Origin of the sequence: Streptomyces sp. NBC_00414 (genome assembly GCF_036038375.1) — a bacterium.
GTDB lineage: Bacteria > Actinomycetota > Actinomycetes > Streptomycetales > Streptomycetaceae > Streptomyces.
The window spans coordinates 5,327,132-5,350,196 of sequence record NZ_CP107935.1; the positions used below are offsets into that span (position 1 = coordinate 5,327,132).

The following is a 23,065-nucleotide window of genomic DNA, read 5'->3' on the forward strand; positions in this document are numbered from 1 at the left end:
TGCCCGACCGGGCGTTCGGTACCTTCGAGCAGGGGAAAGGGCGGGCCGTAAGGTGTCCACCGCTGTGCCCCCTGGGCTGTGCCGGGCGGGTGGGGCTGAGTACCGTTCCGGTGCGGCCGTCGCGGAACGGGCGGCGACAACCGGGCAGACATGGGGAAACGGGGCGCGATGGATGCGTACGACGAGGGCTCGAACGCCCGTCCCGTGCCGGGCGAGCCCTCGGCCGTCGCCCCCCTCACCGGCGCCGGTCCGCGTCTCCCCGCCGACCCGCCGCCCCCTGCCGGCTCCGTTCCCTCCGCCGGTCCTCCCCCGGCCGGTCCTCCGGCGGAGGGCCTCGCGGCCCTGTCCCTCCCCTTCCAGATCGCCGCCGCCCTCGCGGTCGCCCTGGTCGCGGTGGTCGCCTGTGTGCACCTCGGCATGGTCTTCCTGCATGTCGCGCCGTCGAACACGGTCACCAAGCAGCACGGGCGGGCGGTCGACGACTGGGTCTACCCGGAGTTCGAGCAGAACTGGAAGCTCTTCGCGCCCAACCCGCTGCAGCAGAACATCGCCGTCCAGGTCCGGGCCGAGGTGAAGAGCCCGGACGGCGCCGTCCGGACGACCCGCTGGTACGACCTCTCCGCGCTGGACGGCCGGGCCATCGACGGCAATCTGCTGCCGAGCCACACCCAGCAGAACGAGCTGCGCCGGGCCTGGGACTTCTTCGCGGCCACCCACGACAACACGAACCGCCCGAACGGCATGCGCGGCGACCTCTCCGAGCGCTATCTGCGCCGGATCGTGGTCCTGCGCCTCGACCGCGAGGAGGCGGGCGGCCCGGGCGCCGTCGTCCAGCAGGTCCAGGTCCGTTCCCGTACGACCAATGTGCCGCCGCCCGAGTGGAGCCAGGAGCAGGTGTCCGACAAGCCCGTCCTGCGTCAGCTGCCCTGGTGGCCCGTGTCGGAGTCCGACCGGGCGGCCGGGACCCGGCCCGCGCACTCCACGGGGACGGCGGCGAGCGCCCGATGAGCAACCACGAGAGCGGTCCGGTGAGCGACCAGGACGACATCCCCGTGCGCGACCACGGCGCCGCCCCCGCGGACGACCGCGATGACTCCCCTGTGGGCGAGCCCGGACGTGCCCCGGCGGGCGCCGACGATCCCCGGCCGACGCGCAGCCCCGGTCGCGAGCGGCTGGCCGGGCGGATCAGCCGTTTCGACCGCAGGCACCGGCTCGACCGGAAGCTGGCGCACGCCGTCTCCAGCCTCACCGGGCGGTCCCTGGGGCCGTACCAGACCGCGGTGATCCGCATAGGCTTCGCCGGGACCTGGCTGCTCTTCCTCTTGCGGGAGTTCCCGCACCGCCAGGAGATGTACGGGCCCGACGGCCCCTGGAGCTGGGACCTGGCCCAGCAGCTCACCGCGAACAACCACGCCTTCACGGCCCTGATGTGGGCCGACGGGCAGGTCTGGTTCGAGATCGTCTTCGCGCTCGCCGTGCTCTCCGCCGCCCTGTTCATGCTCGGCTGGCGCACCCGCACCATGTCCGTGCTCTTCCTGCTCGGCGTGCTCTCCCTCCAGAACCGCAGCATCTTCATGGGGGACGGCGGCGACAACGTCATCCACCTGATGGCGATCTACCTGGTGTTCACCCGCTGCGGCCAGGTGTGGTCGCTGGACGCGCGGCGCGAGCGCCGGGCGGCAGCGGCGGGGGCACGCGCGCGTGAAGGGCGTTCCCACCCGGTCCGGGTCGATCCGGACCGGACCGACCCGGACCGGGTCGGTATCGCCCTGTGGGCCGTGCTCGGCCTGGCCCTGGCGGCCGCCACGCTCGCGGGGAAGATCGACGGCGGTCTGTTCGGCGGCTGGCGGACGGTCTACTGGGGGCTGTGGGCGGTCCAGGGCCTGTGGTGGCCGGCCCGCCGGTACACCCGGAGTGCCCAGCCGCGCGTCTTCCTCGACGTCCTCGCCAACCTCCTCCACAACGCGGCCCTCTTCGTGATCATGGCTGAGGCCTGTCTGATCTACGCGACCGCCGGCTGGTACAAGATCCAGGGCTCGCGCTGGCAGGACGGCACGGCCGTGTACTACCCGCTGCACCTGGACTACTTCTCCCCCTGGCCCGCCCTGTCCGACACGCTGTCCGCGAGCGGCACGATGGTGATGCTGGTGACGTACGGGACGGTGGTCGCGCAGGTAGCCTTCCCCTTCACGCTGTTCAACCGGCGGGTGAAGAACGTTCTGCTGGCGGGCATGATCACCGAGCACGCCGTGATCGCCGTCGTGCTGGGTCTGCCGTTCTTCTCCCTCGCGATGATCGCCGCCGACGCGGTCTTCCTGCCGACTTCCTTCCTGCGCCGCCTCGGCGGCTGGGTCACCCGCGCGCGTGAGCGGCTGTCCTCCCGCCTCGGGCGGAACCTCCCGCGCCTCGGGCGTACGCTCCCGGGTCCGCGCGAGGAGGACCCGCGGCCCCCGGAGACGGCCGAGCACACGCACGTAGGCTTCACGGCATGAGGGACCCCCGCGACCCCCGTGACCACCGCGAATCCGAGCCCCTGAGCGCCTGGCACCGGCTCGCCGGCACCGCCGTGCTGCTCGACGGCTTCCACGCCCTCAAGCACGCGCTGCGCTTCCACGCCGAGGTCCCGGTGGCCGTCACCACCGACCGGGCGGCGGCGCTCGCCCTCGCGGACGAGCTGGCCCCGGACGTACGGGAGACGCTGGACGCCCTCCTGGTGGAGGTCCCGGAGGCCACGTACCGGGCGCTCGTCGCGCGTCCGCATCCCACCGCGGTGGCCGCCCTCGCGGTACGGCCCTCGCGCGAGGCCAACCTGCGGGCGCTGGCCCGCACGCCCCGTACCGCGCCCGTGGTCGTCCTCGACCAGCCGCGCAACCTAGGGAACGCCGGGGCGGTGATCCGGCTCGCGGCCGGGTTCGGCGCGACCGGGGTCGTCACCACCGGCACGCTCGATCCTTGGCATCCCACGGTCGTGCGCGGTGGGGCGGGGCTGCACTTCGCCACGGCCGTGGAGCGGCTGACCGTGGACGAGCTGCCCTCCGGGCCGGTGTTCGCGCTCGATCCGGAGGGGGAGGACATTCGGGGGGTGAAGATTCCCGATGACGCGGTTCTTGCCTTCGGCTCCGAGCGGAGTGGGTTGTCCGGTGAGTTGCGTGGTCGGACGGACCAGCTCGTCTCGCTGCCGATGAAGCCGCAGGTGTCCAGTTACAACCTCGCCACCAGTGTGGGGATGGCGTTGTTCCACTGGAGTGCGTCGTCGGGCCCGCAGGCCCCGCAGGTCTCGTAGGCGTTCGGCTGCGGGGCGGTTGTGGCTGAGCGCGCAGTTCCCCGCGCCCCTTGCGGGCCGGGGCTATGCCTCCTTGCGGATCTCCACCACTCGGAAGCGGTTGGACACGAATGCTCCGTCGCACAGGGCCGCGTTGGCCGCCGGGTTGCCGCCCGAGCCGTGGAAGTCCGAGAAGGCGGCCGTCTGGTTGACGTACACCCCGCCGGTCAGGTTCAGGGAGAGCTGGGCCGCCTCGTCCAGGCAGGCCTCCCGCACGGCCTCCTCGACCTCGTCCGAGGTCGTGTACGCGCCGACGGTCATCGCGCCCTTGTCGCGGACGGTGCGCCGCAGCAGCTCCACCGCGTCGGCCGCCGAGTCGACCGCGACGGCGAACGAGACCGGGCCGAAGCACTCGCTCATGTAGGCGGCCTGGTCGTCGGGCTTGCCGCCGTCGAGCTTCACGATCACCGGGGTGCGGACCACCGCGTCGGGGAATTCGGGGTTCGTGATCTCGCGTGAGGCGAGGGCGACTTCGCCGAGGCCCGCCGCCGCCTCCACTCGGGCCTTCACGTCCGGGTTCACGATCGCGCCCAGCAGGGCGTTCGCCCGGGCGTCGTCCCCGAGGAGTCCGTCGACCGCCCTCGCGAGGTCGGCGACCACCTCGTCGTACGACTTGGGGCCCTCCTCCGTACGGATGCCGGCGCGCGGGACGAGGAGGTTCTGCGGGGTCGTGCACATCTGGCCGCTGTAGAGGGACAAGGAGAAGGCGAGGTTCGACAGCATTCCCTTGTAGTCGTCGGTCGACTCCACGATCACCGTGTTGACGCCGGCCTTCTCCGTGTAGACCTGCGCCTGGCGGGCGTTGGCCTCCAGCCAGTCTCCGAACGCCGTCGAGCCGGTGTAGTCGATGATCCGGATCTCGGGACGGGTGGCCAGGGTCTTGGCGATGCCCTCGCCCGGCCGCTCGGCGGCCAGCGCCACCAGGTTCGGGTCGAAGCCCGCCTCGGCGAGCACCTCGCGGGCCACCTGGACGGTGAGCGCCAGCGGCAGCACCGCGCGCGGGTGGGGCTTCACCAGCACGGCGTTGCCCGTGGCGAGGGAGGCGAACAGGCCCGGATAGCCGTTCCACGTCGGGAAGGTGTTGCAGCCGATCAGCAGCGCGATGCCGCGCGGCACCGGGGTGAACTGCTTGGTCAGCGCGAGCGGGTCGCGCTTGCCCTGGGGCTTCGTCCACTCCGCCGTGTCGGGGGTGCGGACCTGCTCCACGTACGCGTACGCCACCGCCTCCATGCCGCGGTCCTGCGCGTGCGGGCCGCCCGCCTGGAACGCCATCATGAAGGCCTGGCCGCTGGTGTGCATGACCGCGAGCGCGAACTCGTGCGTGCGGTCGCTGATCCGCTTGAGGATCTCCAGACACACCACCGCGCGCGTCTCCGCGCCCGCGTCGCGCCACGCGCGCTGTCCGGCGCGCATGGCGGGCAGCAGCGTGTCGATGTCCGCGTGCGGGTACGTGACGCCCAACTCGATCCCGTACGGCGAGACCTCGCCGCCCACCCAGTCGTCGGTGCCGGGCTGGTCCAGGTCGAGGCGGCCGTTCAGCACGGCGTCGAAGGCGGCCTTGCCCTCGGCCGTCCCCAGGCTGCCGTTCTCCCCGTACGCCTTGGGGTGTTCGGGGTGCGGCGACCAGTACGCGCGCGTGCGCATCGCCTCCAGCGCCTGGTCGAGCGTCGGCCGGTGCTTGGCGATGAGCTCGTGCGCGGTCAGTGCGGCGGCCATGCGGAACCATCTCCTCGTTTCATGAACTCTTCGTCGAGCTCAGGACCTGGCAGTCCAGCTCATGACCTGGGCAGAAACAGCCGGACAGAGTTAGAGTAACCGAACGATCGGTCGGGACAAGGGGGTCCGCTGAACCTGTGGAAAACCCCGTGCGGGAGGATCGCGAGCATGACAGCACTCGACCTCGCCGGCCCCGTGGCCGTCGTCGGCACCGGCACCATGGGCCAGGGCATCGCCCAGGTCGCCCTCGTCGCGGGCCACCCCGTGCGGCTGTACGACTCCGCCCCCGGCCGGGCCCGGGCGGCGACCGAAGCGATCGTCGCCCGCCTCGACCGGCTCGTCGAGAAGGACCGGCTGACCGGCGCCGAGCGCGACGCCGCCCGGGCCCGGCTGCGCCCCGCCGAGAGCCTCGCCGACCTCGCCGACTCGGGCCTCGTCCTCGAAGCCGTCCTGGAGCGGCTGGACGTCAAACAGCAGCTGTTCCGCGAGCTGGAGGACATCGTCCCGGACGACTGCCTGCTCGCCACCAACACCTCCTCCCTGTCGGTGACCGCGATCGGCGGCGCCCTGCGCAACCCCGGCCGTTTCGTCGGGCTGCACTTCTTCAACCCCGCACCGCTGCTGCCCCTCGTGGAGGTCGTCTCCGGGTTCGCGACCGACGTCACGTCGGCCACGCGCGCGTACGAACTGGCCCGCGCCTGGGGGAAGACCCCGGTCGCCTGCGCGGACACCCCGGGTTTCATCGTCAACCGCATCGCGCGGCCCTTCTACGCCGAGGCCTTCGCGGTCTACGAGGCCCAGGCCGCCGACCCCGCGACGATCGACGCGGTGCTGCGCGAGTCGGGCGGCTTCCGGATGGGAGCCTTCGAACTGACCGACCTCATCGGCCAGGACGTCAACGAGTCCGTCACCCGCTCCGTGTGGGAGGGCTTCTTCCAGGACGTGCGGTTCGCTCCCTCGCTGGCCCAGCGCCGGCTCGTCGAGTCGGGCCGGCACGGCCGCAAGTCGGGGCACGGCTGGTACGACTACGGGGACGAGGGCGAGCGGCCCGAGCCGCACACCGCGGAGAAGGTCCAGCCGCCCGCGTACGTCGTCGCCGAGGGCGATCTGGGCCCCGCCGCCGAACTGCTCGCGCTGATCCGCGAGGCGGGCATCCAGGTCCGTGAGGACGAGGAGGACCACGGCACGCGCCTGGTGCTGCCGGGCGGCGGCCAACTGGCCCTCGCGGACGGCCAGACCGCCGTCGAGTTCCGTGACGTCGTCTACTTCGACCTGGCGCTCGACTACCGCAGGGCGACCCGGATCGCCCTGTCCCACTCGCAGGACACCCAGACGCAGACCCTCGCCGAGGCCACCGGCCTCTTCCAGGCGCTCGGCAAGGACGTCAGCGTCATCGGGGACGTGCCCGGCCTGATCGTCGCCCGCACGGTGGCCCGCATCGTCGACCTGGCGCACGACGCCGTCGCCAAGGGCGTGGCCACCGAGGAGGACATCGACACGGCGATGCGCCAGGGCGTCAACTACCCCCTGGGCCCGTTCGAATGGAGCCGCAGGCTCGGCCGGAGCTGGGCCTACGACGTCCTGGACGACCTGCACATGCGTGACCCGTCGGGGCGTTACGCGCCGTCCCTCGCGCTCTACCGCCACGCGTACGCCTCCGAGAAGCGGGAGGGCACCCCATGACCACCGCCAAGCGCGACACCTACACGCCGGAGACCCTGCTCTCCGTGGCCGTGCGGGTCTTCAACGAGCGTGGCTACGACGGCACTTCCATGGAGCACCTCTCCAAGGCGGCCGGCATCTCCAAGTCGTCGATCTACCACCACGTCACGGGCAAGGAGGAGCTGCTGCGCAGGGCCGTCAGCCGGGCGCTCGACGGCCTCTTCGGGATCCTCGACGAGGAGCACGCGCGCGAGGGGCGTGCCGTGGAGCGCCTGGAGTACGTCACCCGGCGCATGGTCGAGGTCCTCACCGCCGAACTGCCGTACGTGACGCTGCTGCTGCGGGTGCGCGGCAACACCGACACCGAGCGCTGGGCCCTGGAGCGGCGCCGGGACTTCGACCACGAGGTGGCCGCGCTCCTGAAGGCGGCGGCCGCCGACGGGGACGTACGGCCCGACCTGGAGGTCCGGCTCGCGACCCGGCTGGTCTTCGGGATGATCAACTCGATAGTCGAGTGGTACCGGCCGGACGGGCGGGGCATGGGGGAGCGCGAGGTCGCCGACGCGGTGGTGCAGATGGTCTTCGGAGGCCTCAGACAAGCGGGCTGAGCGCCACGGACGAGCAGGCCGCGACGGACGGGGAAGAAGACCGAACCAGGCTCAGGGGGCGGGCCGGGCGAGCGGCGCGCCCCCCGTTCATCCCTGCGGTTCCAGGTCCTCCTCCTCGAAGACCAGCAGCGTGCGGGTGCTGAGCACCTCGGGGATGGCCTGGAGCCGGGTGAGGACCAGTTCGCGCAGCGCCCTGTTGTCCGGTGTGTGCACCAGGAGCAGGACGTCGAAATCTCCGCCCACCAGCGCGATGTGGGACGCCCCGGGGAGCATCCTCAGCTGCCCGCGCACCGTGCGCCAGGTGTTCTGCACGATCTTGAGCGTGATGTACGCCGAGGTGCCGTGTCCCGCGCGCTCGTGGTCGACCCGGGCACCGAAGCCGCGGATCACGCCGTCCTCGACGAGGCGGTTGATACGCGCGTAGGCGTTGGCGCGGGACACGTGCACCCGTTCGGCGACGGACCGTATCGAGGCGCGGCCGTCCGCCTGGAGCATCTGGAGAATGTCCTGATCGATGGAGTCGAGCGGACGCGGCGGCGGCAGGGCCGAGCCGGGGTCCGGCCCCTCGGCCATTTGTTCAGGTGCCATGTCCCCCCGCCTCCCTACCATGGACGTACTGCACCCATCTCAGGCTGTGGAGAACCGTTTGTCCACAGCCTGAAGGTGCCTGTAGCCAAAATGTGCCGACGACCGAACAATCGGTAGGTGAGGCGCGTCACTCTCGGCGGGCCTCTCGAAGCGACTCCCACGAGGAGGTGCCGACATGACGGTCATGGAGCAGCGAGGCGCATACCGGCCGACGCCGCCGCCCGCTTGGCAGCCCCGTACCGACCCCGCGCCGCTGCTGCCCGACGCGCTGCCCCACCGCGTCCTCGGCACCCGGGCGGCCGAACGGGTCGACCCGGAGCTGCTGCGCCGTCTGTACGCGGAGCTGGTCCGGGGCCGCCGGTACAACGCGCAGGCCACCGCCCTCACCAAGCAGGGCCGCCTCGCGGTCTACCCCTCCTCCACCGGCCAGGAGGCCTGCGAGGTCGCCGCCGCGCTCGTCCTCGAAGAGCGCGACTGGCTCTTCCCGAGCTACCGGGACACCCTCGCGGCGGTCGCCAGGGGCCTCGACCCCGTCGAGGCGCTGACGCTGCTGCGCGGCGACCGGCACACCGGCTACGACCCCTACGAGCACCGCATCGCGCCCCTGTGCACGCCGCTGGCGACCCAGCTGCCGCACGCCGTGGGTCTCGCGCACGCCGCCCGCCTCAAGGGTGACGACGTGGTCGCGCTCGCGCTCGTCGGCGACGGCGGCACCAGCGAGGGCGACTTCCACGAGGCGCTGAACTTCGCCGCCGTCTGGCAGGCCCCGGTGGTCTTCCTGGTCCAGAACAACGGCTTCGCCATCTCCGTCCCGCTCGCCAAGCAGACCGCCGCACCCTCGCTGGCCCACAAGGCCGTCGGGTACGGGATGCCGGGCCGGCTGGTCGACGGGAACGACGCCGCCGCCGTGCACGAGGTCCTCGGCGAGGCGATCGCCCACGCGCGCGCCGGTCTCGGCCCGACGCTCGTGGAGGCGGTGACGTACCGCATGGAGGCCCACACGAACGCCGACGACGACAAGCGTTACCGCGACGACGCGGAGGTCGAGGCCTGGCGGGCGCACGACCCCATCGCTCTCCTGGAGCGGGAGCTCACCGAGCGCGGACTGCTCGACGAGGACGGCATACGCGCCGTGCGCGAGGACGCCGACGTGATGGCCGCTGACCTGCGCGAGCGCATGAACCAGGACCCGGTGCTCGACCCGATGGACCTGTTCGCGCACGTCTACGCCCGGCCGACCACGCATCTCCTGGAGCAGGAGGCGCAGCTGCGGGCCGAGCTGGACGCCGAGGCGCGCCACCACGAGTACGACGAGAACGACGAGCACGACCCGGAAGGAAACACGCGATGACCACCGTCGCGGTGAAACCGGCCACCATGGCGCAGGCCCTCGGACGGGCCCTGCGCGACGCCATGGCCGACGACCCCGCCGTCCATGTCATGGGCGAGGACGTCGGCGCCCTCGGCGGCGTCTTCCGCGTCACCGACGGGCTCGCGAAGGAGTTCGGCGAGGACCGGGTCACGGACACCCCGCTGGCCGAGGCGGGCATCCTCGGCACGGCGGTCGGCATGGCCATGTACGGGCTCAGGCCGGTCGTGGAGATGCAGTTCGACGCCTTCGCGTACCCGGCCTTCGAGCAGCTGATCTCGCACGTGGCGAAGATGCGCAACCGCACGCGCGGGGCGATGCCGCTGCCCCTCACCGTGCGCGTGCCCTACGGCGGCGGCATCGGCGGGGTGGAGCACCACAGCGACTCCTCCGAGGCGTACTACATGGCGACTCCGGGGCTGCATGTCGTGACACCGGCGACGGTCGCGGACGCGTACGGCCTGCTGCGCGAGGCCATCGCCTCCGACGACCCGGTCGTCTTCCTGGAGCCCAAGCGCCTGTACTGGTCGAAGGACTCCTGGAACCCCGACGAGCCGCGGTCCGTGGAGCCGATCGGCCGCGCGGTGGTCCGCCGTCAGGGCCGCAGCGCCACGCTCATCACGTACGGGCCGTCCGTGCCCGTCTGCCTGGAGGCCGCGGACGCGGCGCGGGCCGAGGGCTGGGACCTGGAGGTCGTCGATCTGCGCTCGCTGGTGCCCTTCGACGACGAGACGGTCTCCGCGTCCGTGCGCCGCACGGGCCGGGCCGTCGTAGTGCACGAGTCGAGCGGCTACGGCGGGCCCGGCGGGGAGATCGCCGCGCGGGTCACCGAGCGGTGCTTCCACCATCTGGAGGCGCCGGTGCTGCGGGTGGCCGGGTTCGACATCCCGTATCCGCCGCCGATGCTGGAGCGGCACCATCTGCCCGGCGTCGACCGGATCCTGGACGCGGTGGCGCGGCTGCAGTGGGAGGCACAGAGCTGATGGCCCAGGTCTTCGAGTTCAAGCTGCCCGACCTCGGTGAGGGGCTCACCGAGGCCGAGATCGTCCGCTGGCTCGTCCAGGTCGGAGACGTCGTCGCCGTCGACCAGCCCGTCGTGGAGGTCGAGACGGCCAAGGCGATGGTCGAGGTCCCCTGCCCGTACGGCGGTGTGGTCACGGCCCGCTACGGCGACGAGGGCACCGAACTGCCCGTGGGTTCCCCGCTGCTGACGGTCGCGGTGGGGGCGGCGGCTTCCGGCACGCCGGGACTCGGCGCGGCGGACCTCGGCGCACCGGGCGGGGACGCGGCGGGATTCGACGCGTCGGTATCCGGCCCGCGGGGAGCCGGTGGCGGGGACGAGAGCTCCGGGAACGTGCTCGTGGGGTACGGCACCCAGGCGCCTCCGGCCCGGCGCCGCCGGGTCCGGCCGCCCGCACCCGGCGCGGCTCGGGGCCACCGGGCTCCGGGCTCGCCCTCCGGCGCGGACCGGCCCGGCGTGTCGGCGCCCGCCGCCTCGCCCACCCACTCGCTCGGCGCCGGGGCGGGTAGCGACGGCGGCCCCCGGGGCGACGGCCCCGTGGCGGTGATCTCTCCGCTCGTGCGCAGGCTGGCCCGGGAGAACGGGGTCGATCTGCGGGAGCTGGCGGGCTCGGGACCCGAGGGCCTGATCACGCGCGCGGACGTGGAACACGCCGTGCGGGCCGGTGCGTCCGCCCCGGCCGTCGCACGACCGCAGCAGAGCCCGGCGGCGCCGGCGTCCACTCCGGCCACCACCGCGGCACCCGCGCGTGCGTCCGGCACCGCTGCCGCCCTCAAGGGCACCCGTATCCCCCTCAAGGGCATCCGGGGTGCCGTCGCCGACAAGCTCTCCCGGAGCCGGCGCGAGATCCCCGACGCGACCTGCTGGGTGGACGCCGACGCGACGGAACTGACGCACGCGCGCACGGCGATGAACGAGGCCGGCGGGCCGAAGATCTCCCTCATCGCGCTGCTCGCCCGTATCTGCACCGCCGCTCTCGCCCGGTTCCCCGAGCTGAACTCGACGGTCGACATGGACGCCCGCGAGGTCGTCCGGCTCGACGAGGTGCACCTCGGGTTCGCCGCGCAGACCGAGCGCGGACTCGTCGTGCCGGTGGTGAAGGGCGCGCACACCCGGGACGCGGAGTCGCTGAGCGCGGAGTTCGCCCGGCTCACCGAGGCGGCCCGGACCGGGACGCTCACCCCGGCGGACCTCACCGGCGGGACCTTCACGCTGAACAACTACGGGGTGTTCGGCGTCGACGGCTCGACGCCGATCATCAACCACCCCGAGGCGGCCATGCTCGGCGTCGGCCGGATCGTCCCCAAGCCCTGGGTGCACGAGGGCGAGCTGGCGGTGCGGAAGGTCGTCCAGCTCTCGCTCACCTTCGACCACCGGGTGTGCGACGGTGGAACGGCGGGTGGTTTCCTGCGGTATGTGGCGGACTGTGTGGAACAACCGGCGGTGCTGCTGCGGACCTTGTGACGCCCCGGGCCCGTACGGTCCCGTCGCCACCCCCGTCCACATGCTGTGCGCGGGGGTGGAAATGATCCACCGGACATCCATACTCGTGGGGTGACCGAGTTCGAGCCACCCAGCGCACCCGGTTCCCCCGACGCGTCCGGTTCCTCCGACGCCCTCGGTACGGACGGCCATGACGCCGTCGTACTCGCCGGGGGCGCCGCCCGCCGCCTCGGCGGCGCGGACAAACCGGGCGTCCGCGTGGGGGGCCGCGCTCTGCTCGACCGGGTGCTGGCCGCCTGCTCCGGCGCGGCCGTCACCGTGGTCGTCGCGGAACCCCGGCCCACCGCGCGCCCTGTGGAGTGGGCGCGCGAGGACCCGCCCGGCGGGGGCCCGCTCGCCGCGCTGGACGCCGGCCTGCGGCACACCACCGCCGAGTACCTCGTCGTACTCTCCGCCGACCTGCCGTTCCTGGACCGGGAGACGGTGCGAAGGCTGCTGACCGCCCTTCACGAGAGCGGCGGCGACGGCGTGTTGCTCACCGACCCCGGCGGCCGGGACCAGCCCCTCGTGGCCGCGTACCGCCGTTCCGCGCTGCGCCGCGAACTGGCCGCCCTGCGCGCCGAACACGGCGAACTGACCGGTCTGCCGCTGCGGCGGCTCACCGGCGCGCTCGAACTGACCCGTATCACCGACTCCGTCGCGTCCTTCGACTGCGACACCTGGGACGACATCGCCGCCGCCCGGGCACGTATCAGGGAGCATGGGCACGTGTTGGATGAATGGATTACCGCAGTCAAGGACGAACTGGGCCTCGACCTGGACGTCGACACCGGCATCCTGCTCGACCTCGCCCGCGACGCCGCCCACGGCGTGGCCCGACCGGCGGCACCGCTGACGACGTTCCTCGTCGGTTACGCGGCGGGCCGGGCCGAGGGAGGCCCCGAAGCGGTCGCCGAAGCCTCCCGCAAGGCGACGGCTCTGGCGCTGCGCTGGGCCGCGGAGGCGGCGTCCGACGCCGACGCCACGGCGACCCCGCCGGGCCCGGCCGGTGCCGCCCGCCCGGACGCCGGATGACCGCCTCGGGGCAGTACGAGGAGGTCGACTTCGACGTCGAAGAGGCCCTCGCCCTGGTCAAGGAAGGCGGTGCCCCGGTGCCCGACCACTCCGGATCCACCGGAGCCTCCCGTCCGGCGCACACCCCGCCCGCGGAAGCCGGGAGCCGGCAGGACGACGCCGCCGGGCAGCACGCCGCCACGCCCTGGCAGCGGGCCCGCGCCATCGCCGGGCGGGCCCCCCGCCGTCCGGACACCCCTGTCTCCGTCACCCTGGACGCCGCGCTGGGCCTCGTCCTCGCCGCCCCGCTGGCCGCGCTCTCCGACCTCCCGTCCTTCGACACGTCCGCGATGGACGGCTGGGCGGTCGCCGGCCCCGGCCCGTGGGACGTACGGGCCGAGGGTGTGCTCGCGGGTCACCACCGGCCCGAGCGGCTCACCGACGGCGAGGCGGTCCGGATCGCCACCGGGGCGCGGATCCCGCTGGACACCTCCGCCGTGATCCGCAGTGAGCACGGCCGCACCGACGAGAAGGACCGGCTGTACGCGACCCGGGACGTCGTGCACGGGCAGGACATCCGCCCCCGCGGCCAGGAGTGCCGCTCCGGCGACCCCCTGCTGCCGCTCGGCACGCTGGTCACCCCGGCGGTTCTCGGCCTCGCCGCCGCCGCCGGTTACGACACCGTCGCCGCCCTCCCCCGGCCGCGCGCGGAGGTCCTGGTCCTGGGCGACGAGTTGCTCACCGAGGGACTGCCCCACGACGGCCTGATCCGGGACGCGCTCGGGCCGATGCTGCCGCCCTGGCTGCGTGCGCTCGGTGCGGAGGTCATCGCGGTGCGCAGGCTGGGCGACGACGCCGAAGCCTTGCGCAAGGCACTCAAGAACTCCGACGCCGACCTCGTCGTCACGACCGGCGGCACCGCCGCCGGCCCCGTGGACCACGTCCACCCCATCCTCGGCCGCCTCGGCGCCGAGCTTTTGGTGGACGGCGTAGAGGTGCGCCCCGGCCACCCGATGCTCCTGGCCCGGCTCAAGGAGAACCAGTACCTCGTCGGGCTGCCCGGAAATCCGCTCGCGGCGGTCTCCGGCCTCCTCACCCTCGCCGAGCCGTTGCTGCGCACCCTCGCGGGACGCACGGCCCCGGAGCCGTACACGCTGCCCCTCAAGGACACCGTGCACGGCCACCCGTACGACACCCGGCTGATTCCCGTCGCTCTGCGCGGGGACCGGGCCGTGCCGCTGCACTACAACGGGCCGGCCATGCTGCGGGGGATCGCGGTGGCCGACGCGCTCGCGGTCGTTCCGCCCGGCGGCGCACGGCCGGGTCAGGAGCTTGAGATCCTCGACCTGCCCTGGGCCATGGCCGGGATCGAGGTGTGTTTCACGTGAAACTTCCGGGCCACGACGCGATCGCCCGCCAGGCGGACGAACGGCTGATCACCCATCGGGTGTCACTGCCCCGCCAACGGGTGGAACGCCCCATCCTCCAGGTCACCAAACGCGTCCTCATGGCGCTGCTGGTGCTGGTGGGCACGGCGTTCATCGTCTATCTCGACCGGGACGGTTACACCGACAACTCCGACAAGTCGGTCGACCTGCTCGATGCCTTCTACTACGCGACCGTCACGCTCTCCACCACCGGATACGGCGACATCACCCCGGTCAGTGACGGCGCCCGCTTGACCAATATCTTCCTGATCACGCCTCTGCGCGTGCTCTTCCTGATCATCCTGGTCGGCACCACTCTCGAAGTTCTCACCGAACGGACCCGGGAGGAGTGGCGACTGAACCGCTGGAGGACCGCTTTGAGGGAGCACACCGTTGTCATCGGGTTCGGCACGAAAGGCCGCTCGGCGATTCAGACCGTGTGCGCGACGGGGCTGAAGAAGGAGCAGGTCGTGGTCGTCGACCCCAGCTCCAAGGTGATCGAGGCGGCGACGGCCGACGGGTACGCGGGTGTGGTCGGCGACGCCACGCGCAGTGACGTGCTGCTGCGGGCCGAGGTGCAGCGGGCCCGGCAGATCATCATCGCGACGCAGCGCGACGACACCGCCGTGCTGGTCACGCTGACCGCCCGGCAGCTCAACCGCAAGGCGAAGATCGTGGCCGCCGTGCGCGAGGAGGAGAACGCACCGCTGCTGAAGCAGTCCGGCGCCGACGCGGTCATCACCAGCGCGAGTGCGGCAGGCCGCCTCCTCGGGCTGTCCGTGCTCAGCCCCAGCGCGGGCATGGTCATGGAGGACCTCATCCAGCAGGGCAGTGGGCTCGACATGACCGAGCGACCCGTCATAAAGGCCGAGGTCGGCAAGGGCGTACGGGAGATCGAGGACCTGGTGGTCAGTGTCGTACGAGGACATCGGGTGCTCGGCTACGACGACCCGGCCATCGGGAAGGTGCAGTTGACGGACCGCCTGATCACCATCGTGCGGGTCAGCCCCCACAGCCAGGTCGCACCGGACATGAAGCCGCTGCCGCAGGACTGAATCCCCACGTGGCGGGCTGTATCCCCACGTGGCGGGCCGTCGGGAGTAGCCTCGCCCGCATGCGAGCGATCACTATTCCTGAACCTGGTGGGCCCGAGGCGCTGGTGTGGGACGAGGTCCCGGACCCGGTGCCCGGCGAGGGCGAAGTGCTGGTCGAGGTGGTGGCGAGCGCGGTGAACCGCGCCGATCTGCTCCAGCGGCAGGGCTTCTACGACCCACCGCCCGGCGCGTCCCCGTACCCGGGGCTCGAATGCTCCGGACGGGTCGCCGCGCTCGGACCCGGTACCTCGGGCTGGGAGGTCGGGGACGAGGTGTGCGCGCTGCTCTCGGGCGGCGGGTACGCCGAGAAGGTGGTCGTCCCGGCCGGGCAGCTGCTGCCCGTGCCCGAGGGCGTCGACCTCGACAAGGCCGCCGCGCTGCCCGAGGTGTCCTGCACGGTCTGGTCCAACGTCTTCATGATCTCCCACCTGCGCCCCGGCGAGACGCTGCTGGTGCACGGTGGATCGAGCGGTATCGGCACCATGGCGATCCAGCTGGCCAAGGCCGTCGGCGCGAAGGTGGCCGTCACCGCGGGCAGCAAGGCGAAGCTGGACTTCTGCGCGGAGCTGGGCGCGGACGTGCTCGTCAACTACCGCGAGCAGGACTTCGTCGAGGAGATCAAGGCCGCCACCGACGGGGTGGGGGCCGACGTCATCCTCGACAACATGGGCGCGAAGTATCTCGACCGCAATGTCACCGCGCTCGCCGCCAACGGGCGTCTCGCGATCATCGGCATGCAGGGCGGCGCCAAGGGCGAGCTGAACATCGGCGCGCTGCTGAGCAAGCGGGGCGCTGTCACCGCGACCTCGCTGCGGGCTCGGCCGGCCGGTGAGAAGGCGGCGATCGTCGCGGCCGTACGGGAGCATGTGTGGCCGTTGATCGCGGGCGGGCATGTGCGGCCGATCGTCGACCAGGAGCTGCCGATGAGTGACGCGGCCGCTGCGCATCGGGTGCTGGAGGAGAGCAGCCATATCGGGAAGGTGCTGCTCACGCTTGCCTGAGGCCTGAGGCCTGAGGCCTGAGGCCTGAGGCCGGAGGGCGGGCCGGGGGCCGACCGGTGGGCTTCCGGGTGCGGGCCGGTGGGGGCTTGTCGCGCGGTTCCCGCGCCCCTGAGGGCGCAAGCCCTAGAGGCGGCGGGCTCGCAGGGCCAGGAAGGCCAGGCCCAGGCCCAGGCCGATGAGGACCAGGCCGCTGCCCAGGGGCAGGACCTTGAGGACGGGTTCCGGGGTGCGCACGGGGCGGTCGGCCGCCTCCCGCGCGTCGACCGGGCGGGCGGGCGCCGGAGCGGTGTCGCGGGGGGCTTCGGGCGCGACGGAAGCCTCCTGGCTCGCTGCGCTGTCCGGGTGAGCCGTCGGAGACGTCTCCCGGCCCGGACGCTCGCGTCCCTCTCCCGCCCGGCTGCCCGCCCGCGACTCCGCGGGGACGGGTTCGTACGCGGCGGCGTACGACGTGGACGCGGGGCCTGCCAGCAGGGGCAGCAGCAGGCCGGTCACGCGAAGGGTGCGAAGCCATGGAGTCACGTCGGTGACCCCCTCCCGTACGGAGAAGCCAAGATCAACGGCTTCAGCCTCACACGGGGTGCCCGCACCGGCATCCGGAACCCGGACGCCTGGTCACCCTCAGTGACAGCCGTGGCGTGCGCATCTGTACGGGGTACAGATCGGGTATGTCGATACGCCATGGTCTGCTGGCGCTCCTGGAGCGCGGCCCCCGTTACGGATCGCGGCTGCGCACCGAGTTCGAGGCGCGCACCGGCTCGACCTGGCCGCTGAACATCGGCCAGGTCTACACGACCCTCGCCCGGCTGGAACGGGACGGCCTGGTCGTACAGCAGGGCGCGGACGAGGCGGGACACGTGCTGTACGCGCTGACGGACGCGGGCCGGAGCGAGCTGCGGTCCTGGTTCATCCGTCCCGTGGAACGCTCGAACCTGCCGCGCGACGAGCTGGCGATCAAGCTGGCCGTGGCGGTCGGGGCGCCCGGGGCCGACATACGGGCGACAGTCGAGGCACAGCGCCGGTATCTCTCCGAGTCCATGCACACGTACACCCGGCTCAGGGCCAGAGCGCTCGCGGAGGCGCCCGCACACCGTGACGAGGTGGCCCGGCTGTTCGTCCTGGAGCATCTGATCTTCCGCGCGGAGGCCGAGATCCGCTGGCTCGACCACTGCGAGGCCCGGCTGCTGCGGCTCGCGGAGGCGGCCGCCACGGAGCCGCCGCTTCCGCCGTCACCTCCGCAGACGCCGCCCGCCTGACGCGGAGCGCCGTTCCGTACAGGGTGGATCACGCTCTGGAGGGGGCACCACGGTGGTGAGATGTGCGGGTGCGAGAGAATGGCGGCATGGAGATGCCGAGGAACGAAAGGTCGCCGGAGAACCCTCAGATCCTGGTCGTAGGCCAGGACGGGATGTCTCTCGGCGGCGGTGGAGACGAGGACTCCCGTGAGGTCCCGGTGACGGAGATGGTGGAACAGCCAGCCAAAGTCATGCGTATCGGGAGCATGATCAAGCAGTTGCTTGAGGAGGTGCGTGCGGCACCCTTGGACGAGGCGAGCCGGGTACGGCTCAAGGAGATCCACGCCAGCTCGGTGAAGGAGCTGGAGGACGGGCTGGCTCCCGATCTCGTCGAGGAACTGGAGCGGCTCTCCCTGCCGTTCACGGACGACGGTATCCCTTCCGACTCAGAACTGCGGATCGCGCAGGCTCAGTTGGTCGGCTGGCTGGAGGGTCTCTTCCACGGGATCCAGACCACCCTGTTCGCCCAGCAGATGGCGGCCAGGGCCCAGTTGGAGCAGATGCGCAGGGCGTTGCCGCCGGGCGCGGGCGGCGAGGAAGAGCTGGTGGATCCGCGGGCGGGCGGCCGTTCGGGCGGTCCGTACCTGTAGGTCCGCGCGACGCGCGGACAACCGCGCGGAGCGGCGTCACGAATCCATGTGAAAGGGGCCCGGCAGAGATGCCGGGCCCCTTCGACCGTTCAGGACGGCGGACGGACGGGATCGGGCGACGGGATCAGGCGGGATCGCCGGTCGACACGTAGAGCTGGATCTTGGGCATGTTCTTGGGGTCGACGTCCGACTCCGCCTCGGGGATCTGGGTCATGACCGTGCCCTCGCCGTAGGCGTTCTCGTCCACGGGCTTGGACTCGTACTGCCAGCCCGCCGCCTGGAAGCACGCCTTCACGGAATCGATGTTCTTGAACTTGAAGTTCGGGACCTTGATTTTGTCGGCGTCGTTGTACGACTCGTCGGGCTCCGTGCACGCGGTCGTGTCGATCTTCTTCGTGGTGTCCGGTCCCTTGTGTCCGGACACCTCCTCGGAAGCCGAGGCGCGGGCGCTGTTCGCGGCGTCCGTCTTCTTCTTGTCGTCGTCCCCGCCGCCCATCGTCAGAGCGGCGATCAGCCCGCCGACGGCGACGAGCGCGACGACGATCGAACCCACGATCACCGGCATGTTGCTCTTGCGGCCACCGCCGGAGGACTGCTGGGCGGAGTGCGGGGACATCGTGTACGGCGGCGGGGTCGACAGGCCCTGCTGCGGGGCGTACGCGGCGGTCTGGGCCGGTGTCTGGTAGCCGCCCTGCTGCGGGTAGCCGTACGACGGAGCGGGGGTGTGCGAGGGCGCCGGCGTCGGATGGCCGTAGGGGTTGGGCTGGTACGGCGTCTGTACGTTGCCCTGCGGTGCCTGGGCCGACTGGTCGACCGGCGGGAACACCGCGGAGGCCACACCGGCTCCGCTCGACGTCTGCGCGCCCGGCACGATGCTCGGGGCCACGGCCTGGACGGACCGGGCCACCCGCAGGCACTCGTCCCGCATGGACTCGGCGTTCACGAAACGCTCGTTAGGGTTCTTCTTCAGCGCACGGGCGATCAGCGCGTCCACGGCCGGCGGCAGCGAGCGGTTGACCGAGGAGGCCGCGACGGGCGTCTCCTGGACGTGCGCGTACGCGATGGCCAGCGGCGAGTCCGCCTCGAACGGCAGCCGCCCGGTGACCAGTTGGAACAGCATGATGCCGACCGAGTACAGGTCGGAGCGGGCGTCGACACCGCGGCCGAGGGCCTGCTCGGGGGAGAGGTACTGCGGGGTGCCGACGACCATGCCGGTCTGGGTCATGGAGGTCACACCGGACTGCATGGCGCGGGCGATGCCGAAGTCCATCACCTTGACCACGCCGCGCTTCGTCATCATGACGTTGCCCGGCTTGATGTCGCGGTGGACCAGACCCATCTCGTGGCTGATCTCCAGAGCCGCCAGCACATCCGCGGTGATACTCAGAGCCTTGTCGACGGGCATGGCGCCCTGCTCCGTCACGTCCTGGTCGAGGACCGAACCGAGCGGGCGGCCCTCGACGTACTCCATGACGATGTACGGGGTCGTCACTCCGTCCAGGCTGTCCTCACCGGTGTCGAAGACCGAGACGATGTTGGTGTGGGTGAGCTTGGCCACCGACTGGGCCTCGCGGCGGAAGCGCTCGCGGAAGGCCTGCTCACGCCCGAGATCGGTGTGCAGTGTCTTGATCGCGACCTGTCGGTCGAGCACCGAGTCGTATGCGAGATGGACCGACGCCATACCGCCCTCGCCGAGCAGGTCGCGCAGCTGATAGCGCCCGCCCGCGACCGATCGCCCCACGTACCGGCCATGTGCGCCGTCCTGGCTCATCTTTCTGCGTCCCCCATCGGCCGTGCGCCGTCACGCGGGCGAAAGTTGCTTGGTGTGGCTCCCGCGGCCGGTGATCTCTGGTGTTATTCCGGCCAAGTCTGCCGGAGGCCACTGACACGTCAAGCTCGGTGCCCGTTCCGTGACCGTACGCGAAAGAAGAGTCGCGGAAGCGTTACAGGTGCTGTACGGCCGGTACACAGAATGTGCACCCGCGGACCGGCCGCGGGTCCGGCGACCGGGTCCATCACGGACCGGCGTTTCGCGTGGAGGCTGTAGCGTGGCCCGACGGAGACCGTAACAACCACCGCGCGTACTACGTCGACCGGTGTGGACAGAAACGACGGCGAGGACTGATGGCACAGCAGCAGCGCGCTCAGGGCCCGTCCGACCCCGAGGCGGCTGGCGGCGGTATGTCAGATGCGCCGGAGTTGTGGGGTAACGGCGGACTGGTCGGGGACGGCCGGTATCGGCTGACCCACAGACTCGGCCGGGGTGGTATGGCCGAAGTGTTCGCGGCCGAGGACGTCCGTCTGGGGCGGACCGTGGCGGTCAAGCTGCTCCGTTCCGACCTGGCCGAGGACCCGACCTCGAAGGCCCGCTTCACACGCGAGGCCCAGTCGGTCGCCGGCCTCAACCACCATGCGGTGGTGGCGGTTTACGACTCGGGGGAGGACGTCCTCCCCCACCAGGTGGTCCCGTACATCGTGATGGAGCTCGTCGAGGGCCGCACGATCCGCGACCTCCTCATCAACGCCGAGGCGCCGGGCCCCGAGCAGGCGCTCATCATCGTCTCCGGTGTGCTCGAAGCGCTCGCCTATTCGCACCAGCACGGCATCGTGCACCGGGACATCAAGCCCGCGAACGTGATCATCACCGACACCGGTGCGGTGAAGGTGATGGACTTCGGCATCGCGCGCGCCCTGCACGGGGCCCAGTCGACGATGACCCAGACCGGCATGGTCATGGGCACGCCCCAGTACCTCTCCCCGGAGCAGGCGCTCGGCAAGGCGGTCGACCACCGCAGCGACCTGTACGCGACGGGCTGTCTGCTCTACGAACTCCTCGCGCTGCGGCCCCCGTTCACCGGTGAGACCCCGCTGTCGGTGGTCTACCAGCACGTCCAGGACATTCCGGTGCCCCCGTCCGAGGTCTCGGACGCGACGCCGCCGGAGCTCGACGGCCTGGTCATGCGCTCGCTCGCGAAGGAGCCGGACGACCGGTTCCAGACCGCCGAGGAGATGCGCGGACTCGTCCAGTACGGGCTGCAGATGCTGTACGACCAGGGCGGCCACACCGGCACCTGGAACACCGGCCCGGTGGTCGCGCACGAGGGTCTGAGCACCCCGGCGCGGGGTCTGGGTCTCGCGGGCGCGGCCGGGCTGCCGCACCCCGGCGACTCGGGCACCGCCCAGATCCCGTCACCGCTGCTGCCCCCGGGCCGGGGCGGAGGCGGCGACGACGGCGGCTTCGAGGGCCACGGCAACCGGGGCAGCGGCCGCGGCAAGATGTGGATCCTCGCCGTCCTCGCGGTCATAGCGATCGCGGCGGGCGTGGCACTGGCGCTGAACGGCGGCGGTGGCGGTGGTGGAGGGGGCGGCACGAAGACGTCGCCGACCGCCTCGGAGACCGAGAAGGACACCACACCGAGCGAGGACACCTCGGACGAGCCGACGGACGAGCAGACGGACGAGGACACCAGCACGGGCGGCAACTCGGACTACACGCCGTCCTACGAGCCGTCGCCGACCTACTCGCCCACGCCCACCGAGACGAAGCCTTCGGACAAGCCGACGACCAAGCAGCCCACGCCGACGGAGACGGAGGAGGAGCCTTCGGAGACGCCGGACGAGGAGACCTCCGCGCCGCCGGCAGGCGATGACGGCGGCACAAACGGGGAGCCGGGCGGCGTCGAGGGCTGACCCGTCGTCCCTGTACGACCGGTGCCAGCCGCCGCACCACACACGATCGTGCCCCCGCGCGCGTGGAACCCGGAAACGGGCTCCACGCGCGCGTGCCGTTTGACGGGCCCTTCGCAAGAGCGTCACCCCACGAACGCCTCGCACACCGCGCCGTACTCCCGCGTCCACCACACCGCCAGCGCGGAGGCCGCGGGGAACTGCGGGTCGGCCCGGGTGTCCCCGCGCTCGTAGTGCCAGCGCAGTATCCAGAAGTCGTTGAGCCGTTCCCACCACACCCGGTGCACGGCGGCCGAGAGTTCGGCCGGGGTGGCCCGCGCGGAGCGGCGGTACGCGCGCGCGTAGGCCCGTACCTTCGTCAGGTCGAGCGTGCCGGCGGGGCGTACGAAGAAGATCACCGCCGCGCGCACCGCCTCCTCGGCCTGCGGCTGGACGCCGAGCCGGTCCCAGTCGACGATCGCAGCGGGGGCACCTCCTTTGTAGAGCACGTTGAAGGGGTGGAAGTCGCCGTGTACCCAGCCCACCGAGCCGCCCTGCGGGGGCCGTCGGTCCGCGTGCCGTTCCAGGAGGGTGCGCCGTTCCAGGAGGCGGTGGCGGGCCAGTTCGTCGAAGGTGTCCGCCGGATGGTGGCGGCGTACCCGGGCGAGCAGGTCGTCGATGAGCGCGAAGGTGTCCACGGGGTCGGCGCTGTCGGCCCGCTCCTCGGGCTCCCGCGGTGGCATCACCCGCTCCAGGGAGGCGTGGACGACGCCCAGGAGGGCGCCGAGACGTCTGCACTGCTCGGGGGTGAGCTGGGCGCCGTTGCGGTGACCTCCGTCGATCCAGGGATGGAGCGCGTACGCGTGGCCGCCGATGACGGCGACCGTGCGGCCGTCCGTCCCGGTCAGCGGAGGGGCCACCGGGACGCCCAGGTCGGCGAGGCGCTGGGTCGCGCGGTGCTGGCGGGCGATCGCCGCCGGGTCGGCCGTCTCGGGGTCGAAATGATGCTTGAGGAAGTACCGGCCCCGGGTGGTGGCGAGCCGGTAGCCGCGGTTGAGCAGCCCTTGGTCGACGGGTTCACAGGCCAGCGGGACCCCGGCGGCGTACCGCCGCAGCAGGGCGTCCAACGGGGGTGCGGGGGAGAGAGTGGGTGAAACAGATGAGCGCGGCACGCGCCAGATGTTAGGGCAACGGAGGAACCCTCCGTATCGGG

At 72.0% G+C, this 23,065-nt stretch carries 20 protein-coding genes; 15 read left to right on the forward strand and 5 right to left on the reverse strand.

Translation table 11 applies throughout. From position 1 onward, the window contains the following. Positions 1–168: 168 nt before the first annotated feature. The 3 genes from OHS59_RS23095 to OHS59_RS23105 are packed head-to-tail and all read left to right on the forward strand — an operon-like array spanning position 169 to position 3,283. On the forward strand, positions 169–1,008 hold the full coding sequence (locus tag OHS59_RS23095) for a DUF5819 family protein (protein WP_328495301.1): 840 nt from the start codon (positions 169–171) through the stop codon (positions 1,006–1,008). Then, a complete protein-coding gene (locus OHS59_RS23100; protein WP_328495302.1) occupies positions 1,005–2,492 on the forward strand; it encodes an HTTM domain-containing protein in 1,488 nt (495 codons plus the stop codon). Before OHS59_RS23095 ends, OHS59_RS23100 begins: the two co-directional genes overlap by 4 nt. Beyond that, positions 2,489–3,283 carry a TrmH family RNA methyltransferase gene (locus tag OHS59_RS23105; RefSeq protein WP_328495303.1) on the forward strand — a complete coding sequence of 265 codons (795 nt, stop codon included), beginning with the start codon at positions 2,489–2,491 and terminating at the stop codon, positions 3,281–3,283. Before OHS59_RS23100 ends, OHS59_RS23105 begins: the two co-directional genes overlap by 4 nt. 63 nt (positions 3,284–3,346) lie before the next feature. On the opposite strand, the gene paaN is transcribed toward OHS59_RS23105, so the two are convergent. Continuing rightward, positions 3,347–5,038 (reverse strand): phenylacetic acid degradation protein PaaN, encoded by a 1,692-nt coding sequence (gene paaN, locus OHS59_RS23110; RefSeq protein WP_328495304.1) that lies wholly within the window; start codon positions 5,036–5,038, stop codon positions 3,347–3,349. A gap of 168 nt (positions 5,039–5,206) precedes the next feature. Between paaN and OHS59_RS23115 the strand changes: the two genes are divergently transcribed. Further along, the gene (locus OHS59_RS23115; RefSeq protein ID WP_328495305.1) at positions 5,207–6,721 is read left to right on the forward strand and encodes a 3-hydroxyacyl-CoA dehydrogenase; all 1,515 of its coding nucleotides are present in this window, start codon (positions 5,207–5,209) and stop codon (positions 6,719–6,721) included. Then, the gene (locus tag OHS59_RS23120) at positions 6,718–7,308 is read left to right on the forward strand and encodes a TetR/AcrR family transcriptional regulator (RefSeq protein WP_328495306.1); all 591 of its coding nucleotides are present in this window, start codon (positions 6,718–6,720) and stop codon (positions 7,306–7,308) included. The genes OHS59_RS23115 and OHS59_RS23120 overlap by 4 nt, the downstream gene beginning before the upstream one ends. Positions 7,309–7,395: 87 nt before the next feature. Here OHS59_RS23120 and OHS59_RS23125 read toward each other — a convergent pair whose 3' ends face one another. Next, a complete protein-coding gene (locus OHS59_RS23125) occupies positions 7,396–7,881 on the reverse strand; it encodes an Lrp/AsnC family transcriptional regulator (RefSeq protein WP_328499320.1) in 486 nt (161 codons plus the stop codon). Positions 7,882–8,071: 190 nt separating this feature from the next. On the opposite strand from OHS59_RS23125, the gene pdhA reads away from it, so the two are divergent. The 7 genes from pdhA (at position 8,072) to OHS59_RS23160 (ending at position 16,304) form a co-directional block, all read left to right on the forward strand. Continuing rightward, complete coding sequence (pdhA, locus tag OHS59_RS23130) at positions 8,072–9,247, forward strand: pyruvate dehydrogenase (acetyl-transferring) E1 component subunit alpha (RefSeq protein WP_328495307.1); 1,176 nt, start codon at positions 8,072–8,074, stop codon at positions 9,245–9,247. Further along, positions 9,244–10,248: an alpha-ketoacid dehydrogenase subunit beta gene (locus tag OHS59_RS23135; protein ID WP_328495308.1), complete on the forward strand. Its 1,005-nt coding sequence runs from the start codon at positions 9,244–9,246 to the stop codon at positions 10,246–10,248. The genes pdhA and OHS59_RS23135 overlap by 4 nt, the downstream gene beginning before the upstream one ends. Continuing rightward, entirely contained in the window at positions 10,248–11,750 is a 1,503-nt protein-coding gene (locus OHS59_RS23140) for a dihydrolipoamide acetyltransferase family protein (protein ID WP_328499321.1), read from the forward strand. The genes OHS59_RS23135 and OHS59_RS23140 overlap by 1 nt, the downstream gene beginning before the upstream one ends. Positions 11,751–11,840: 90 nt before the next feature. Next, entirely contained in the window at positions 11,841–12,803 is a 963-nt protein-coding gene (locus OHS59_RS23145; RefSeq protein WP_328495309.1) for an NTP transferase domain-containing protein, read from the forward strand. Further along, on the forward strand, positions 12,800–14,170 hold the full coding sequence (locus tag OHS59_RS23150) for a molybdopterin molybdotransferase MoeA (RefSeq protein ID WP_328495310.1): 1,371 nt from the start codon (positions 12,800–12,802) through the stop codon (positions 14,168–14,170). The genes OHS59_RS23145 and OHS59_RS23150 overlap by 4 nt, the downstream gene beginning before the upstream one ends. Next, on the forward strand, positions 14,158–15,264 hold the full coding sequence (locus OHS59_RS23155) for a potassium channel family protein (protein WP_328495311.1): 1,107 nt from the start codon (positions 14,158–14,160) through the stop codon (positions 15,262–15,264). Before OHS59_RS23150 ends, OHS59_RS23155 begins: the two co-directional genes overlap by 13 nt. Positions 15,265–15,323: 59 nt before the next feature. Beyond that, positions 15,324–16,304 (forward strand): NAD(P)H-quinone oxidoreductase, encoded by a 981-nt coding sequence (locus tag OHS59_RS23160; protein ID WP_328495312.1) that lies wholly within the window; start codon positions 15,324–15,326, stop codon positions 16,302–16,304. Between the two features lie 123 nt (positions 16,305–16,427). Here OHS59_RS23160 and OHS59_RS23165 read toward each other — a convergent pair whose 3' ends face one another. Further along, positions 16,428–16,823: a hypothetical protein gene (locus OHS59_RS23165; RefSeq protein ID WP_328495313.1), complete on the reverse strand. Its 396-nt coding sequence runs from the start codon at positions 16,821–16,823 to the stop codon at positions 16,428–16,430. A 146-nt stretch (positions 16,824–16,969) separates the two neighbouring features. On the opposite strand from OHS59_RS23165, the gene OHS59_RS23170 reads away from it, so the two are divergent. Continuing rightward, positions 16,970–17,557, forward strand: a complete 588-nt coding sequence (locus tag OHS59_RS23170; protein ID WP_328495314.1) for a PadR family transcriptional regulator — start codon at positions 16,970–16,972, stop codon at positions 17,555–17,557. 86 nt (positions 17,558–17,643) lie between these two features. Continuing rightward, positions 17,644–18,186: a bacterial proteasome activator family protein gene (locus OHS59_RS23175; RefSeq protein ID WP_328495315.1), complete on the forward strand. Its 543-nt coding sequence runs from the start codon at positions 17,644–17,646 to the stop codon at positions 18,184–18,186. Positions 18,187–18,310: 124 nt separating this feature from the next. Here the strand turns inward: OHS59_RS23175 and OHS59_RS23180 are convergent, their stop codons facing one another. After that, positions 18,311–19,957 (reverse strand): protein kinase domain-containing protein, encoded by a 1,647-nt coding sequence (locus tag OHS59_RS23180; RefSeq protein ID WP_328495316.1) that lies wholly within the window; start codon positions 19,955–19,957, stop codon positions 18,311–18,313. 353 nt (positions 19,958–20,310) lie between these two features. On the opposite strand from OHS59_RS23180, the gene OHS59_RS23185 reads away from it, so the two are divergent. Further along, a complete protein-coding gene (locus OHS59_RS23185) occupies positions 20,311–21,876 on the forward strand; it encodes a protein kinase domain-containing protein (RefSeq protein ID WP_328495317.1) in 1,566 nt (521 codons plus the stop codon). A gap of 122 nt (positions 21,877–21,998) precedes the next feature. Here the strand turns inward: OHS59_RS23185 and OHS59_RS23190 are convergent, their stop codons facing one another. Further along, positions 21,999–23,024, reverse strand: a complete 1,026-nt coding sequence (locus tag OHS59_RS23190) for a phosphotransferase (RefSeq protein ID WP_328495318.1) — start codon at positions 23,022–23,024, stop codon at positions 21,999–22,001. Positions 23,025–23,065: the final 41 nt, after the last annotated feature.

What these genes read in the sequence shown, in the direction of transcription:
- OHS59_RS23120 (WP_328495306.1), top strand. Translation starts at nt 6,718, where the DNA reads ATGACCACCGCCAAGCGCGACACCTACACGCCGGAGACCCTGCTCTCC.
- OHS59_RS23115 (WP_328495305.1), top strand. Translation starts at nt 5,207, where the DNA reads ATGACAGCACTCGACCTCGCCGGCCCCGTGGCCGTCGTCGGCACCGGC.
- OHS59_RS23135 (WP_328495308.1), top strand. Translation starts at nt 9,244, where the DNA reads ATGACCACCGTCGCGGTGAAACCGGCCACCATGGCGCAGGCCCTCGGA.
- OHS59_RS23180 (WP_328495316.1), bottom strand. Translation starts at nt 19,957, where the DNA reads ATGAGCCAGGACGGCGCACATGGCCGGTACGTGGGGCGATCGGTCGCG.
- OHS59_RS23150 (WP_328495310.1), top strand. Translation starts at nt 12,800, where the DNA reads ATGACCGCCTCGGGGCAGTACGAGGAGGTCGACTTCGACGTCGAAGAG.
- OHS59_RS23105 (WP_328495303.1), top strand. Translation starts at nt 2,489, where the DNA reads ATGAGGGACCCCCGCGACCCCCGTGACCACCGCGAATCCGAGCCCCTG.
- OHS59_RS23125 (WP_328499320.1), bottom strand. Translation starts at nt 7,881, where the DNA reads ATGGCCGAGGGGCCGGACCCCGGCTCGGCCCTGCCGCCGCCGCGTCCG.
- pdhA (WP_328495307.1), top strand. Translation starts at nt 8,072, where the DNA reads ATGACGGTCATGGAGCAGCGAGGCGCATACCGGCCGACGCCGCCGCCC.
- OHS59_RS23185 (WP_328495317.1), top strand. Translation starts at nt 20,311, where the DNA reads ATGGCACAGCAGCAGCGCGCTCAGGGCCCGTCCGACCCCGAGGCGGCT.
- paaN (WP_328495304.1), bottom strand. Translation starts at nt 5,038, where the DNA reads ATGGCCGCCGCACTGACCGCGCACGAGCTCATCGCCAAGCACCGGCCG.
- OHS59_RS23175 (WP_328495315.1), top strand. Translation starts at nt 17,644, where the DNA reads ATGGAGATGCCGAGGAACGAAAGGTCGCCGGAGAACCCTCAGATCCTG.
- OHS59_RS23095 (WP_328495301.1), top strand. Translation starts at nt 169, where the DNA reads ATGGATGCGTACGACGAGGGCTCGAACGCCCGTCCCGTGCCGGGCGAG.
- OHS59_RS23160 (WP_328495312.1), top strand. Translation starts at nt 15,324, where the DNA reads ATGCGAGCGATCACTATTCCTGAACCTGGTGGGCCCGAGGCGCTGGTG.
- OHS59_RS23100 (WP_328495302.1), top strand. Translation starts at nt 1,005, where the DNA reads ATGAGCAACCACGAGAGCGGTCCGGTGAGCGACCAGGACGACATCCCC.
- OHS59_RS23170 (WP_328495314.1), top strand. Translation starts at nt 16,970, where the DNA reads ATGTCGATACGCCATGGTCTGCTGGCGCTCCTGGAGCGCGGCCCCCGT.
- OHS59_RS23140 (WP_328499321.1), top strand. Translation starts at nt 10,248, where the DNA reads ATGGCCCAGGTCTTCGAGTTCAAGCTGCCCGACCTCGGTGAGGGGCTC.